This is a genomic window from Acinetobacter sp. RUH 2624, assembly GCF_000162375.2.
GTDB lineage: Bacteria > Pseudomonadota > Gammaproteobacteria > Pseudomonadales > Moraxellaceae > Acinetobacter > Acinetobacter nosocomialis.
Genome location: NZ_KI391939.1, coordinates 2,401,641 through 2,416,158 on the forward strand (window position 1 = coordinate 2,401,641; position 14,518 = coordinate 2,416,158).

General features: G+C 38.6%; 13 protein-coding genes and 6 tRNA genes. 8 read left to right on the forward strand and 11 right to left on the reverse strand.

Features of this window, described 5'->3' with window-relative positions; translation table 11 throughout:
* Window positions 1-86 precede the first annotated feature (86 nt).
* The gene (locus HMPREF0014_RS25590) at window positions 87-227 is read right to left on the reverse strand and encodes a hypothetical protein (protein ID WP_079377098.1); all 141 of its coding nucleotides are present in this window, start codon (window positions 225-227) and stop codon (window positions 87-89) included.
* Between the two features lie 182 nt (window positions 228-409).
* On the reverse strand, window positions 410-613 hold the full coding sequence (locus tag HMPREF0014_RS17835; protein WP_002051146.1) for a hypothetical protein: 204 nt from the start codon (window positions 611-613) through the stop codon (window positions 410-412).
* A gap of 507 nt (window positions 614-1,120) precedes the next feature.
* Between HMPREF0014_RS17835 and HMPREF0014_RS17840 the strand changes: the two genes are divergently transcribed.
* A complete protein-coding gene (locus HMPREF0014_RS17840; protein ID WP_001047584.1) occupies window positions 1,121-1,825 on the forward strand; it encodes a nitroreductase in 705 nt (234 codons plus the stop codon).
* A gap of 27 nt (window positions 1,826-1,852) precedes the next feature.
* On the opposite strand, the gene HMPREF0014_RS17845 is transcribed toward HMPREF0014_RS17840, so the two are convergent.
* On the reverse strand, window positions 1,853-3,067 hold the full coding sequence (locus tag HMPREF0014_RS17845; RefSeq protein ID WP_004885395.1) for a multidrug effflux MFS transporter: 1,215 nt from the start codon (window positions 3,065-3,067) through the stop codon (window positions 1,853-1,855).
* Between the two features lie 127 nt (window positions 3,068-3,194).
* On the opposite strand from HMPREF0014_RS17845, the gene yccS reads away from it, so the two are divergent.
* The 4 genes from yccS (at window position 3,195) to HMPREF0014_RS17865 (ending at window position 9,660) form a co-directional block, all read left to right on the forward strand.
* A complete protein-coding gene (yccS, locus tag HMPREF0014_RS17850) occupies window positions 3,195-5,369 on the forward strand; it encodes a YccS family putative transporter (protein ID WP_006580364.1) in 2,175 nt (724 codons plus the stop codon).
* 100 nt (window positions 5,370-5,469) lie between these two features.
* Window positions 5,470-6,045: an SdpI family protein gene (locus HMPREF0014_RS17855; protein WP_002051565.1), complete on the forward strand. Its 576-nt coding sequence runs from the start codon at window positions 5,470-5,472 to the stop codon at window positions 6,043-6,045.
* Between the two features lie 156 nt (window positions 6,046-6,201).
* Window positions 6,202-8,748: a PepSY domain-containing protein gene (locus HMPREF0014_RS17860; protein WP_006580363.1), complete on the forward strand. Its 2,547-nt coding sequence runs from the start codon at window positions 6,202-6,204 to the stop codon at window positions 8,746-8,748.
* Window positions 8,749-8,874: 126 nt separating this feature from the next.
* The gene (locus tag HMPREF0014_RS17865) at window positions 8,875-9,660 is read left to right on the forward strand and encodes a YdcF family protein (protein ID WP_006580362.1); all 786 of its coding nucleotides are present in this window, start codon (window positions 8,875-8,877) and stop codon (window positions 9,658-9,660) included.
* Window positions 9,661-9,908: 248 nt separating this feature from the next.
* On the opposite strand, the gene HMPREF0014_RS17870 is transcribed toward HMPREF0014_RS17865, so the two are convergent.
* The 8 genes from HMPREF0014_RS17870 to HMPREF0014_RS17905 form a co-directional block, all read right to left on the reverse strand.
* Window positions 9,909-9,984, reverse strand: a tRNA-Val gene (locus HMPREF0014_RS17870).
* 66 nt (window positions 9,985-10,050) lie between these two features.
* A tRNA-Asp gene (locus HMPREF0014_RS17875) sits at window positions 10,051-10,127 on the reverse strand.
* A 39-nt stretch (window positions 10,128-10,166) separates the two neighbouring features.
* Window positions 10,167-10,242 (reverse strand) — tRNA-Val (locus HMPREF0014_RS17880).
* Window positions 10,243-10,263: 21 nt separating this feature from the next.
* Window positions 10,264-10,340 (reverse strand) — tRNA-Asp (locus HMPREF0014_RS17885).
* Between the two features lie 47 nt (window positions 10,341-10,387).
* Window positions 10,388-10,464, reverse strand: a tRNA-Asp gene (locus HMPREF0014_RS17890).
* A gap of 24 nt (window positions 10,465-10,488) precedes the next feature.
* Window positions 10,489-10,564: transfer RNA gene (locus tag HMPREF0014_RS17895), tRNA-Val, on the reverse strand.
* A gap of 206 nt (window positions 10,565-10,770) precedes the next feature.
* Complete coding sequence (elsL, locus tag HMPREF0014_RS17900) at window positions 10,771-11,274, reverse strand: cell wall-recycling L,D-carboxypeptidase ElsL (protein WP_006580361.1); 504 nt, start codon at window positions 11,272-11,274, stop codon at window positions 10,771-10,773.
* A 210-nt stretch (window positions 11,275-11,484) separates the two neighbouring features.
* Window positions 11,485-11,853 carry a YbaN family protein gene (locus tag HMPREF0014_RS17905; RefSeq protein WP_006580360.1) on the reverse strand — a complete coding sequence of 123 codons (369 nt, stop codon included), beginning with the start codon at window positions 11,851-11,853 and terminating at the stop codon, window positions 11,485-11,487.
* A 104-nt stretch (window positions 11,854-11,957) separates the two neighbouring features.
* On the opposite strand from HMPREF0014_RS17905, the gene HMPREF0014_RS17910 reads away from it, so the two are divergent.
* From HMPREF0014_RS17910 to dapE, 3 genes are all read left to right on the forward strand, one after another.
* Window positions 11,958-12,851 (forward strand): DUF1853 family protein, encoded by an 894-nt coding sequence (locus HMPREF0014_RS17910; protein WP_006580359.1) that lies wholly within the window; start codon window positions 11,958-11,960, stop codon window positions 12,849-12,851.
* Between the two features lie 112 nt (window positions 12,852-12,963).
* Window positions 12,964-13,107 (forward strand): entericidin A/B family lipoprotein, encoded by a 144-nt coding sequence (locus tag HMPREF0014_RS17915; RefSeq protein ID WP_002051109.1) that lies wholly within the window; start codon window positions 12,964-12,966, stop codon window positions 13,105-13,107.
* Between the two features lie 125 nt (window positions 13,108-13,232).
* On the forward strand, window positions 13,233-14,366 hold the full coding sequence (gene dapE / locus HMPREF0014_RS17920; protein WP_006580358.1) for a succinyl-diaminopimelate desuccinylase: 1,134 nt from the start codon (window positions 13,233-13,235) through the stop codon (window positions 14,364-14,366).
* Window positions 14,367-14,518 lie beyond the last annotated feature (152 nt).

Here is a 14,518-nt window from a genome sequence, read left to right on the forward strand (position 1 = left end):
TACGTTCTTGCTAAAGTGCTATTAGCACAAGCCAAAATCTGCAATAAACAAAAAAGCCCCTAGCAATAGGGACTTTTTCAGTACATTTAAGAAAAAACTTTTAATGTCAATTGAATAGCAATTATCGTCACAAGTTTAAGCAACATGATGCCCAGCACTAAGCCTTTGAAGGTCGCATGAGAGAAAGCATCCTTCAAATAAAATGAATTCATCGCATTACTGAACATATTCCCATTTGGGTGAACAGTATGCATCGACTCGGCTACAAACTTGGAAACTAACAAATGACCACCGCTAAATCAGCTCGCTTAATGATTCCCATCAATTAATCGAGTTATAAAAACTGGATTTAAGCCAATAAGCATATTTACATATACTTTTGGGCGAATGTCTAAACTGGATTTAAATTTCAAAGACTGTAACAAGCCATCGCTATGACGCGACTATCTGCGCCCCTTTCTTTGTTATTCAAGAAGAGTGCGTTGAGATGTGTACCAAGCTGTTGTATTTTTTGTGGCTTAGTCGTTGCGTGAGTTAAGTTCATTTTCATGGTCGCAATGGTAATCGCCAATCCTTGTTTCATGAACTGCTTGTTGATGAGCGGTAAACTCATGTAAAGCTCCTTATACCTCGTGTATTTCTCCATTCCTGCACAAAATCCTTTTTGTAAAAGTATTTTGTTATGCAGCCACTACTTTTTCCTAACGTGAGTATGGAGAAATCATACCTGCGTAAAAAAGTCGGTATTATGCAGAAATTTAAAATTTTGTGTATGTTTTTCATTAAAAGATTATGCTCTTTAAGGTTATTTTTCATACAAAACCATCTGTTTTGTACTGTTTTTAAACATATTATACCTTTTTTCTAATTGAATATTTTTACTCAAACTTTATTTTCATTTTAATTTAATGACCAAACAAGTCACAATATTTTGTCTATTTAAATCTAAAATGACACTTTCAAACTCTCATTGATTAGACATTTGTCTAAACGAATCGAGTCATCATACATATAAGGAAATCACTTTTCTAATATTTTTTGTTTATAAATGCATCAATTTTGGCGCACAAAATTAGACTTTTATAAACATTAAACATTGAGAATAAGATCAGGAGTCCTCATGAATCTGGAACAAATCCGCCTTGTTGACGAGGCCATTACCTCTCGACACTCTGTCCGTGCTTTTTTAAACACACCCATTGAGCCCGAAATCATTAAGGATATCTTAAAAGTCGCGAGCCGAGCACCTTCAGGAACCAATACTCAACCGTGGAAAGTCTATGTCGTGACAGGACAAAAACGTGATGAAATGGTAGAGCGTGTTTGTACAGCACAGATTGAGATTTCTAAAAATCCAGAACTTGCAGAACAATATAAAGAAACTTTTGCCTATTATCCTGAAAAATGGATTTCACCTTTTATTGACCGTCGCCGAGAAAATGGCTGGGGACTTTATGGTCTCTTAGAGATTAAAAAGGGCGAAAAAGAAAAAATGGCTGCACAGCAGTTACGTAACTTCAAACTGTTTGATGCACCAGTCGGAATTTTCTTTACAGTCAATAAAGCAATGGGAATTGGTTCCAAAATGGATATCGCCATGATGATTCAAAATGTCATGGTCGCGGCCAAGGCTCGGGGATTAGACACCTGCCCTCAAGCCGCTTGGAACCATTTCCATCCGTTAGTGTTAGATATTTTAGGCGCAGCAGATGACGAAGAGTTGGTATGTGCAATTGCGCTAGGTCATGCCGACCCTGCACACATTGTGAATACCTTTATTACGCCTAGAGAGCCTGTTGAGAATTTTGCAGTTTTTCTTGATTAAAGACTCAAGCAAACCACTCTCTTAAAATCAAGAGAGTGCTTGGCTTTTTGCTTGTCGCGTCGCTTTTAAAACAACAATAAAACCACTTAATGTAAATAACACCATCATCACTCCCATATTGAGTGATGCAGACCAAATAAGGAAGTTAAGAAGTACGCCACCCAATAAACCGCAAGCAAATTGCATACTGCCCATAATTGCACTAGCGGTTCCTGCACGAGCACCTTGCTTTGACATGGCTAGAGCCATGGCATTTGGTCCAGTTAAACCAATTCCTGAAATCGCTAAAAACAGTCCTAACATTACTAGCCATAAAGGTGCTGCAGAAATTAAACCAGCAATCAATACAATACTTGCACCTGTCACCTGTACCATTGAACCGGCTTTTAAACGCTTAGTAATTTCAACACGTGTAGTTAAGTGCTTATTTAAAGATGACATTAACATAATGCCAAAAGCATTCAGTCCAAATACATAAGCAAACTCTTGTTGATTTAGCCCATACTGATCCATAAAAACGGCGGGAGCTGAGCTGATATAACAAAATAGCGCTGCACCTGTTAAACATCCTGCAAACATAGGCAAACGGAAGCTCGCATCTTTGAAAATAGCACCATATAAGGTAGCCACTTGATATAGAGATAATTTGAGCCTCTTATCAGTTGCCAAAGTTTCTTTAAAAAAGAAATGTACACATAGCCAACAGATTGCGCCCACAATTGAAAGCGCAATAAAAATCGCTTGCCACGGAAACCAGATTAAAATCCAGGCCCCAATCATAGGTGCCAAAATAGGCGCTAAACCCATTACAATCATCATGCTAGAAAAAGCTTGTGCCGAACCTTGTACATCTAACCGATCGCGTATAGCAGCACGAGCCATAACCACACCTACACAACCACCTAAAGCTTGTAAAATACGGGCAGCTATTAGACTCCATTCATTTGTAGCGAGCACGCAAAACAAGCTTGCGACTGCATAAAGCGCAAGCCCAAAATAAAGAGGCTTTTTTCGACCGATACGGTCGCTTAAAGGACCATATACCAGTTGTCCAATGGCTAAACCAAAAAAATAAGCTGGCAATGTATTTGCTACCATTTGCGTACTCACCCCAAAATCATGGGCCATTTGAGGCAACGCAGGTAAGTACATATCAATGGATAATGGCCCTAAAGCCGTGAGTAAAGCGAGCAACATAATCCAGCCAATAGAATATTGACGCTGGGCTGTTTGTTCAGACATAACGATATTTCATTTTTCAATCATTTGCATACAGACAAGCTTACACTGTCTATCGTATGATTTGTGCAACATTGGTGTAGAAATACGCAAATCCTTTATCACTCAGGTTGATCAGCAAGGACTTCATTTGAAATCTTGGTTTAAACGCCTAAAAAGAGCGACTTATAACACATCATTTATGTATAACGTGCGGATGCTGATTGCCTTTTCAGGAACTGCGTTCGTGCCTTATTTTCTAGGCCATCAATTAGCAACAATTCCCCTCACTTTAGGTGTGGTCGCAGCTGGTTTAAGTGATATTGATGATCGCTTTTCAGTGCGAATCATGAATTTGATTTACACCTATATTGGTTTCTTCATTACTGCCGCTTCCGTGCAATTACTTTTCCCTTATCCAATGCTTTTTGCACTAGGGTTGATTGCCTCTTGTATTGGTTGGATTCTACTCGGGTCACTAGGCCGCCGTTACGCGACAATCTCTTATGGATGTCTGGTTGTTTCGGTTTATACCATGTTGGGGGTTCATTTATTTGACCAATGGTATATTCAGCCAGCGCTTTTAGTTGCGGGAGCAGCATGGTACGGACTTATTGCAACCATTAGCTTTTTATTATTTCCTGTTCGCCAACTTCAAGACAAACTAGCAGCCTCTTATGGTTCGTTAGGTGACTTCCTATTTGCCAAATCCAATTTATTTGATGTTGATATGACTCCTGCCAGTTATCAGCAAAGCATGATTGATCTTTCATTAGAAAATGGCAAATTGATTACTATTTTTAATGATCTTAAAACCGCCCTTTTAACCCGCTTAAAAGGTGACCGAGGACAAAAAGACACTCGCCGTAGCCTACATTATTATTTTGTCGCACAAGATATTCATGAACGTGCAGACTCTGCTCATATCGACTATCAAAAGTTAGCAAAGATTTTTCAGCACAGTGATATTTTATTCAGATTTCAGCGTATTTTGGCGGTTCAGGGTAAAGCCTGCCAAGAGTTGAATGAATGTATTTTACAACGCAAACCATATATCCATAACAAACGTTTTAAACAGAGTTTTGAGAACTTACGCTTATCTTTAGAAAAATTAAGAAAAGATCAACAGTATGACTTGTTATGGGTAAATGCTCTTTTTGCCTTATACCGAAACTTAAAGTCTATTGACTCACAATTACTCAACTTAGAAACGGAACAGCATATTCAGTCAGACAAAGTAAAGCAGGCTGAAAACCAACTCAAAGATGATGATTTAAAAGGTTGGAATGATATTGTTGTACGAATAAAACAAAATCTAACCCCTGAATCTGTACTGTTTCGTCATGCCATTCGAGTTTCGATTGTTCTTTTTATTGGATATGTATTTATTCAAACCACCCGAATCGAATATGGCTACTGGATTATGTTGACAGCATTATTCGTTAGCCAACCTAACTTTAACGCGACCAAACGTCGCTTACGTTTACGTATAGTTGGGACATTAGTCGGAATTATTGTCGGACTAAGCGTGGTATTCCTCGTACCTTCCGTAGAAGGACAATTAGTCATGCTGGTCTTAAGCGGCGTACTATTTTTCGAGTTACGCAGTAAGCAATATGCTCAAGCAACCGCTTTCATCACAATTTTGGCATTAATTAACTTTAACTTAGATGGCTCGGCAGTCGCTGCGGCTATTCCTAGATTTGTAGATACCCTAATTGGATGTGCTTTAGCGTGGTTTGGTGTCACCTTTATTTGGCCTGACTGGAAATTCCGTCGTCTACCGCGCAGCATTCGACGCTCTTTAAAAGCACAATGTAATTATTTAGCGGAAGTGGTAAAGCAATACCATGAAGGTCATAACCATGCGCTCAATTATCGTATTGTTCGCCGCGCTGCTCATAATACCGATGCTGAAGTCGCCTCGCTTATTTCAACATTAGCGACAGAGCCTGACTTTGATCCTACTCGCAAGTCAGATATATTTGAATTTTTATGCCTTAATCATACATTTTTAAGTTATATCGCAGCACTTGGAGCGCATAGAGAAAAGATTCAGGATCAAGCGGTTCTTAACGTTTTAGATCAAGCATTAGACGATATACAAGGAGCGCTGTTAAGAGATGAAATGCCTGATTTGACAGCACAAAATATGCTTAAGACGATACGTCAGCGTTTAAGCCAAAATGATGAAGATGACCAGAAATCACTCATTATTTTACAGCAGTTATCACTGATGCTAAGTGTTTTGAATCGATTTAGTATGTTGAAACAACGCCTAAGTCATGATCTAGATAATGATGCCAGCGAACTTGCATCATTATAAATTTGAGTCGGAATTTAGTATGAAATTGGCATAATATCCTTTCCTGAGTTATGCCAATTAATGCTAAACTTAAAACAGTTTACAATTTGTTATTTGCACTATGACCGCGAAAACTTTATATGCTTATACGCTTCAGCCAGTTCCTTACGAGGTTACAGAAGCTGAACAACGTAATGCACAACTTCTTATCTGGCGCAGCACCAATAAAATCAGCACAAAAATCTGGGCAATTATGGGGGTAATTTTAGCCCTTGCGATTTTAGGTCTTATTTTTATTAAGAACTATTCTACAGTGATTTGCTGGGTAGCCATTGTTGGTGTAGTACTTTATTACCTTGGCCGCACATATGGTTTGGAATGGTACGTTAAGCGTAAGATGAATGAGTTTCCTGTACAGGAAATCAAAGGTATTCGCTTAGGTGTACAACCTCACGGTATCGTAATGCGCCAGCAAATGGGATTACAAGAAGGCGTTGGAACCATTGGATGGAAAAACATCTATGAATGGTACAACACCCCTGACTTTATTTTAGTTAACTTTAAAGTAAAAGATCCTAAGGGCCAAGAACAGCAAGGTGCGTATATCTTGCCTAAACGCATGGACTCTAAAAACTTTTCTTTCAATACAATTCGTAAGCATTTGAAAGAAACTGTAGGTGAACCGAAAACTTTATAATTTCACCCCATTAAAAAGCCTCCGTTATAGGAGGTTTTTTATTAAGCTAAAAATAAATGATAATGAAAATTAATATTATCTCCAAAATCCATATTATCTACGCAATCTTCGGCTATACTTCGTTACAAGATCTCCATCATATTTACATTTTCGACCATGTTTAAAAAGTTTTTATTTCAAATTCATTGGTTTCTGGGTATTAGTGCTGGCCTCATCTTATCTATTATGGGTGTTACAGGCGCAATTTATTCTTATGATCAACAAATTTTAAAATGGGTAAATACAGATAGTTATGTTGTTCAAGCAGAAAGCACTCCTAAGCTTACCCCTGCTCAACTTTACCAACATTTCGCAACAACCCAGCCAGAAATTAAAATTAATAGCATTACGATTGCCAAAGACCCTACTGCCTCCTCTGTTGTCAATATTGAAAAAGAAGGCGAACGACGTGGCTACAATATGATGGTCAACCCTTACACAGCACAGGTATTGCCTGATGTTAAAGGTCGCGAGTTACTTTTATTAATACAACAAATTCACCGAAACTTAACTGCTGGTGAATTCGGTAAACAAATTACCGGCGCTTGTGCCTTAATGCTCATCTATTTTGTTTTGAGCGGATTATATTTACGTTGGCCAAAGAAGCACTCTGCACGTCAATGGCTTGCCGTTAAACCCAAACTTAAAGGTCGAAATTTTATTTGGGATTTACACGCTGTCGTAGGTACTTGGGTTATTGTTTTTTATCTTCTTTTTGCATGTACAGGTCTATATTGGTCATATGACTGGTGGCGTAGCGGTATGTTCAAAGTATTAGGTGTAGAACAACCTAAAATGCAAGGACATGGCGGAGCTGGACGCAATAAAGACAAATCTTCTGAAACTAAATTAGATAGCACTCAGCTGATTACTGCCCTCAACCAAACCTGGAGCGGTTTTAATAATCAAGTTGGACGTGACTATTCAACTTTAACAGTAAACTTACCGAAAAAAGACGATGGAAAAGTTGAATTAAGTTTTGTAGATGCAACGCCACAACACGAGCGTGCACGTAACCAAGCTGTCTATAACTATAAAACTGCCAATATTGAAAAGATGGAGCTTTATGAAGATAAAAAGCTTAATCAAAAAATCATGAGCAGCATGTTACCTGTACATCGTGGCAGCTTTTTTGGACCAGTCTATCAATTTGTAGCAATGCTTGCATCTTTAGCCATGCCATTATTCTTTGTTACCGGTTGGATGCTTTATCTAAAACGCCGTAAACAGAAAAAATTGACACAGGCAGCTCGCCAGTCTTTAGCTGGTCACTACATTGATGAAAATGCGAAACCTTGGTTAATTACTTATGCCACCCAAACAGGAGTTGCAGAGCAACTTGCGTGGAGTACCGCAACCAGCTTGCAAGAAGCACATCAGCCTGTTCAGGTTAAATCTATACAGCAGTTAACTGAAGCGGATTTACAAGAACATGAACAAATTCTTTTTGTGATTAGTACTTATGGTACTGGAGAGGCACCAGACTTAGCTTCTAATTTTGCAAAAAAGCTATTAAAAACAAAATTAGAGCTTCAGCATCTCAGATATGCCGTATTAGCCTTAGGTTCGAAAGAATACCCAGATACATATTGTAGTTTTGGTCACACTGTAGATGGATGGCTTAAAAACAATGGTGCAAAAGCTTACTTCGATACTATCGAGGTAGATAATGCAAATCCAACACATATTCAAAACTGGAATCAAGCTCTTGTAAAAGCAACTAAACTAGAGCTGCATGCCGTTAATCTTGAAAAAGTGTTTGATAATTGGACATTACAACAACGTGACTTGCTCAACCCAAATAGTCTAGGGCAACCAGCTTACAATATTGAACTTACAGCAAATCATGAAGCTATATGGCAAGCTGGAGACATTGCTGAAATACAACCGGGTAATAGCCCTGAACGTATTAATGAGTTTTTACAACACCATCATATTCTTAGAAATGCAGTGGTAGACTCGCTACAAATCTCCATTGAAAAAGCACTTTGGAATAAAAATTTAACGGGTGAGATTGAACCGTTTGCTAATCTGGAGCACTTATTAGAACAACTCCCTACTCTACCAACACGAGAATATTCAATTGCTAGTATCCCTTCTCAGCAAGTACTTCGTTTGGTTGTTCGCCAGCAAACCGATGAATCTGGTCATTTAGGGTTAGGATCTGGCTGGCTGACTCAATACACAGAAATTAACCAGAGTATTGCATTACGTATTCGCACCAATGAGTCTTTTCACTTGATCGATGATAATCGTCCAATTATCTGTATTGGTAATGGAACTGGAATCGCGGGTTTAATGAGTTTACTTCATACGCGAACTCGTCATAACTATACTGAAAACTGGCTAATTTTCGGTGAACGCCAACGCGCTCATGATTTCTTCTATGCATCAACCATTGAAGCTTGGCAAACAATGGGAATGTTAAAACGACTTGATTTGGCATTCTCACGGGATCAAGAGCAACGTGTGTATGTTCAAGATATCATTCGACAAAATGCAGTTGAATTGACCAACTGGATTGAACGCGGCGCAGTTCTTTATGTTTGCGGAAGCATTGAAGGAATGGCTAGCGGAGTAGATCAAGCACTGATTGATATTTTAGGTGAAGAACAAGTTGATGAGCTAAGACAACAAGGTCGTTATCGCCGTGATGTTTATTAAACATCAATAAATAATAAAGCCGAGTAATAGCCGAAAAGCTTTACTCGGCTTTTTATTGCGATCAGCATTGAATTTGGAATGATTTTGCATACACTGTCTGCAATTTAAATTGCAACTCTAAACACAATGCAAGTCAGTAAGTGGATTCGGATTTTCTTGGCCATCATTGGTTCAATTTTATTTTTAGACGGCTTATTTCTAGCTTTCCTAAATAAAATTCATGTAGGCACAATTGTTCCTTTAATATTAGGGGCATTTTTCTGCCTCTATGCCTTATTTTATTATCATCTGGAACGTTTTTTCTTTTATCACTATCGCCTGCATTCAGTTTGGCGTTTCGGATGGTTATGTTTCTGGATCTGGTTGATTGGCTTAGGCTATTTTTTTAGTTTTATTAAAGAAAATAAAAACTCAAGTCAAAATCTTCCCGCAGTTAAAGCAATTATTGTTTTAGGAAGTGGTGTCGAAAATGGACGGCCTTCAGCTATTCTTGCAAAGCGTCTTGACACAGCAGCGCCAGTTGCCCTTTCACAACCGCAAGCAAAGGTTATTTTAACAGGCGGTTTAGACTTCTCCGAAAAAGAACCTGAAGCATTAGTCATGTCACGCTACTTGGAACAGCACTTTCACATAGCCAAAGAAAGAATGATTCTTGAAGACAAAAGTACAAGTACAGAACTTAACCTTAAAAACAGTAAACCATTACTTGAGCAAGCTCATATCAGTATTGATCAACCTATTGCAATTGTTACAAGTGACTTTCACACCCCAAGAGCTGCAGCTATTGCAAAGAAACAAGGCTATACCCATATTTATACAGTTGCTGCCGAAACTCCTTTAGTCAGTCGCTATAACGCTTGGCTGCGTGAATACTTTGCGTACGCGAGTGGCTGGATTCTAAACGAGTATTAATCTTGGTTCAGAAAGCTGCTATTACTTTACGGTATGGCAGCTTTCATTAAACGAGAGAGTAATCACAATTTAAAGTAATAAATCTGAACTTAAAAGATTAAGAAAGAGAAAGAGAAAGAGAAAGAGAAAGAGAAAGAGAAGTTTTGACCAACGATAGCAAAGATAAAATAGATAGGAAATATAAATAGCAGAAATACAAAAAACACTAAATAAATTAGTGTATATAATTTTTTAAACTTGAAAAATTATGGTGGGCGCTGACGGGATCGAACCGCCGACATTCTGCTTGTAAGGCAGACGCTCTACCAACTGAGCTAAGCGCCCTGATTGAAAAAGACAACAACCGAAGTCTTTATACATTACATCCTCTAGATCAGGGAATCAAGAGAATGGCGCAGCGGACGGGGCTCGAACCCGCGACCCCCGGCGTGACAGGCCGGTATTCTAACCAACTGAACTACCGCTGCACTTGCAATACTTTAAAAATAAAGTATGGTCACAAATTATGGTGGGCGCTGACGGGATCGAACCGCCGACATTCTGCTTGTAAGGCAGACGCTCTACCAACTGAGCTAAGCGCCCTGCAAAAGCGTTTTATAAAAGTGGCGCAGCGGACGGGGCTCGAACCCGCGACCCCCGGCGTGACAGGCCGGTATTCTAACCAACTGAACTACCGCTGCACTTTCACAATATCGCAATTGTGGGGTAAACGATGTTAAGTCTTAAGTGGCGCAGCGGACGGGGCTCGAACCCGCGACCCCCGGCGTGACAGGCCGGTATTCTAACCAACTGAACTACCGCTGCACTTGAGAGCTTAACGTAAAGGCTTGGTGGGCGCTGACGGGATCGAACCGCCGACATTCTGCTTGTAAGGCAGACGCTCTACCAACTGAGCTAAGCGCCCTTAACGTCTTCATCGTTTGTGAGGTGCATTATAGAGAATCTTTAACAGGTGTCAAACGCTTTTCGACAACTTTTCAAAAAAATGCGAATGAATGATTAAAAATAAGTCATAATTAAGTAAAAAACAATTTTTTGTATTTTATTTAAGCACTTATTTTAATATTTTGATCATTCGGCTAATTAAACAATAATCTTTAAAATCCCATTTTAGGTTAAAGATTGTTCAGACAAATAGACAAGCGCATCTTCAGAGACTAAATCAAACAATTCAATAATTTCTTCATTACGCATTCGAATGCACCCATGTGACATTGGAACCCCCATCGGTTCTTTATCAGGTGTACCATGAATATAAATATAACGTTGCATAGTGTCGTGGCCTTCGCCTTTATTAAAGCCCTCTTCTAGACCATCTAGCCAAAGAATGCGTGACAATATCCAATCTCGCTCAGGGAATTGTGCGGCTAATTCACTGCTATAGACTTCACCTGTGGGCTGTCGTGCAATAAAAACTGCGTTTTGGGGAGATTGCATACCAAATTTTTTGGCAACCCGATGCCATCCGCGTGGGGTTTTCCCCGTATTTTCCTGTTCCCCAATTCCATTCTTACCCGTAGAAACCACATAAAACTTATTATGTTTAGGGAGGCTTAAAGTTTGATTTGCTAAATCGATAAGAATATCTGCATCTTCAAGTTTAAATTGGAACATCGAATTTCTTCTCTTATATCAACTCAACTATTTTGAGCTTTAATAAAAATTAATGGAAAACTCGTCATACGTCGCAAGTAAAAGATTATCAATCTTCTTTTATCCACGCGCGGCTTCACCGCTTGTCTTGCGCCAAAAATAAAAGATTATCAATCTTCTTTTATCTACGCGCAGTTTCACTGCTTGTCTTGCGCCAAAATTAAAAGATTATCAATCTTTTAATTTTGGCTCAGGACGTAGCCATAACCAAATTGCAACAACGAGCATGGTAGTATCAGTGAAAACTTTCACCCAAAATGGTGCAGAAGTAAACAGCATTAAAATACCGCTTGCGGTCATCATAATACTGGCAATCCACTTCGCTTTACGCGGTACTGTGCCATTTGCTCGCCAGTCACGTAGAGTTGGTCCATATTTTGGATGATTTAACAACCATTCATCCATTTGAGGCCATCCCTTTGAGGCAGCCCAAGCAGCCAGAATAAGAAACACTGTTGTCGGCATGCCTGGTAAAATTGCTCCAATAATACCAAGCGTGATAAAAATCACGACCAGAGTTCGCCAAAACAATGTTCGCATATATAAACCTTAAGCTATTGTTGATCGTAGTATAAAGTGTTTTTCTGGTATTGTTTTGTTGATCGACCATGAAATTGGGATGAATTATTTCGAGTACTAAACGTATGAATATTGCCTCAGTTAAGACATCCTATTTTGAACCATGGTTACAGTTCAACCACCCAATGGTAAGACAATTAGCATTTACCATTGCTAGTCCTAATTTACTTTGCCAACTTCCCCAAAGCCTCTCTATTCGGCATAGTTTTCAATTACATTCTGATCAGACTTGGAAACAACATTTTCAAAATTATTTACCACGTTTACACCAGCTTGATGAGATGCCTGAGCCTTTACTCCAATTTATGTCTCGCCTTAAAAGTACACGTTTAGGTTTACGTTTTGAGAATTTACTTTGGTTTTGGTTACAGGAAGATCAATACCATTCTTACCAGTTATTAGGCCATAGTATTCAAAAAATTGAGGGTGCAAGAACTTTAGGTGAACTCGATTTCTTAATTTTAAATAAAGAAACACAACAAGTTGAACACTGGGAAGTTGCTCTAAAATATTACTTGGGTGAAGGTCAGTTAAATTTAGAACAATGGATTGGCTTAAATAGAGAAGATACTTTGAGCAAAAAGCTGTATCACTTTACCGATAAGCAGTTCCAATTTTCAGAAGCTTTAAATTTTAAGGTACAACAGCGTTTTGCTGTTTTAAAAGGCCAGCTCTACCTACCTTTGAATTTAGGCCAAAAACAACCCATACCCAATTGGGTAAATTCAACACGTCGACTCGGATACTGGGGCACAACTATTCCTGACTCTAAATTTTATCGTCTAGAAAGACATGAATGGCTTTGTCCTAATAGACAAGCAAGTTCAAACGCTGCTTATTGGTGGACAGATGGCTTATATTGTAAGAACAACGAAGATACACAGTTTTATATGTTTAGACGTCCTCCTCTACTAAGCCTAGCACCCGTTAACAACGAAAAAATGCCACTTTACAAGTAGGTATGGACTTCTAGAAACAATTTATAACGTTTTTACTATTAAATAGTCATGTTTCTTTTTACGTTTGTTTTTTAATCTAAATTTACTTCATTATTAAATTTAAACGGAGAAAATGATGAAAAAAGTTTTAGTCGCGTCTGTAATGATTGCATTTGTATTAACTGGCTGTAATACGTTCAAGGGTTTTGGTAAAGATGTCTCTAAAGCTGGTGATGCTGTAAGTAATACCGCACAAAAAACTGAGAATAAAATGTAAGTTATGCACAGCTTCGAAAAACCTTATCACTTCGATAAGGTTTTTTTATTTTTAAATACCCAACCTTCAGAGATTCGCCTATTATATCGGACTATATTTCCCCTACTCAGCATGCAATTTCCGGTATGAACCACTCAGACACTCTCTCGCTTAGCTTAGAACTTTTACAACAGCCTTCTGTTACTCCTGTTGACCATACTTGCCAAACTATTATGGCTGATCGTCTCGCCAAAGCTGGCTTTCATATTGAACCAATGCGTTTTGGGGACGTTGACAATTTATGGGCTCGACGCGGCACTGAAGGTCCTGTGTTTTGTTTTGCTGGACATACCGATGTTGTTCCAACAGGTCGTCTAGATGCATGGAATTCAGACCCATTTGCACCAGAAATTCGTGATGGCAAACTTTATGGTCGTGGTTCAGCTGATATGAAAACTGCGTTGGCTGCGATGGTGGTTGCATCTGAACGTTTCGTAGTAAAGCATCCAAACCATAAAGGGTCAATTGCTTTTTTAATTACTTCAGATGAAGAAGGCCCTGCTGTTAACGGTACAGTTAAAGTTATTGAAACACTTGAAGAGCGTAATGAAAAAATTACATGGTGTTTGGTCGGTGAACCATCAAGTACAAGTAAATTAGGTGATATTGTTAAAAATGGCCGCCGTGGTTCTTTAAATGGCGTACTACATGTTCACGGTAAGCAAGGTCATGTGGCTTATCCTCACTTAGCTCGCAATCCCATTCATGAAGCTTCAGCTGCCTTAGCAGAGTTATGCCAAACTGTTTGGGACAATGGAAATGAATACTTTCCTGCAACTTCATTCCAAATTTCAAATATTCATTCAGGTACTGGTGCAACCAACGTCATTCCAGGTACTTTAGAAGTTACTTTTAACTTCCGTTATTCAACAGAAGTTACAGCTGAGCAGCTTAAACAGCGTGTTCATGAAATTTTAGATAAACATGGTTTGCAATATGAGATTGACTGGAACTTATCTGGTTTGCCATTTTTGACACCAGTAGGTGAATTAGTTAATGCTGCTCAGACTGCTATTCTAAATGTGACTGGTACTGAGACTGAGCTATCTACTAGTGGTGGTACATCTGACGGACGTTTTATTGCACCAACAGGTGCACAAGTTTTAGAACTAGGTGTTCTAAATGCAACTATCCATCAAATTAATGAACATGTAGATGTACATGATCTTGATCCTTTAACTGATATTTATGAGCAAATTTTAGAAAACTTACTTGCTTAAAAGCTTAAAGATCATTGATCTATATAAAAAGCATCCTCTTTAGGGTGCTTTTTTATTATTTTTAATTATGAATATGCATTTGAAAATTCTGAAATATAATTCGTGGTTATTAAATTAGATAATTTATTTTTGAGAATCTTTATATAGCATTC

Coding starts and splice junctions, on each gene's coding strand:
- HMPREF0014_RS25590 (WP_079377098.1), bottom strand. CDS start 227: ATGTTCAGTAATGCGATGAATTCATTTTATTTGAAGGATGCTTTCTCT.
- HMPREF0014_RS17835 (WP_002051146.1), bottom strand. CDS start 613: ATGAGTTTACCGCTCATCAACAAGCAGTTCATGAAACAAGGATTGGCG.
- HMPREF0014_RS17840 (WP_001047584.1), top strand. CDS start 1,121: ATGAATCTGGAACAAATCCGCCTTGTTGACGAGGCCATTACCTCTCGA.
- HMPREF0014_RS17845 (WP_004885395.1), bottom strand. CDS start 3,067: ATGTCTGAACAAACAGCCCAGCGTCAATATTCTATTGGCTGGATTATG.
- HMPREF0014_RS17855 (WP_002051565.1), top strand. CDS start 5,470: ATGACCGCGAAAACTTTATATGCTTATACGCTTCAGCCAGTTCCTTAC.
- HMPREF0014_RS17860 (WP_006580363.1), top strand. CDS start 6,202: ATGTTTAAAAAGTTTTTATTTCAAATTCATTGGTTTCTGGGTATTAGT.
- HMPREF0014_RS17865 (WP_006580362.1), top strand. CDS start 8,875: ATGCAAGTCAGTAAGTGGATTCGGATTTTCTTGGCCATCATTGGTTCA.
- elsL (WP_006580361.1), bottom strand. CDS start 11,274: ATGTTCCAATTTAAACTTGAAGATGCAGATATTCTTATCGATTTAGCA.
- HMPREF0014_RS17905 (WP_006580360.1), bottom strand. CDS start 11,853: ATGCGAACATTGTTTTGGCGAACTCTGGTCGTGATTTTTATCACGCTT.
- HMPREF0014_RS17910 (WP_006580359.1), top strand. CDS start 11,958: ATGAATATTGCCTCAGTTAAGACATCCTATTTTGAACCATGGTTACAG.
- HMPREF0014_RS17915 (WP_002051109.1), top strand. CDS start 12,964: ATGATGAAAAAAGTTTTAGTCGCGTCTGTAATGATTGCATTTGTATTA.
- dapE (WP_006580358.1), top strand. CDS start 13,233: ATGAACCACTCAGACACTCTCTCGCTTAGCTTAGAACTTTTACAACAG.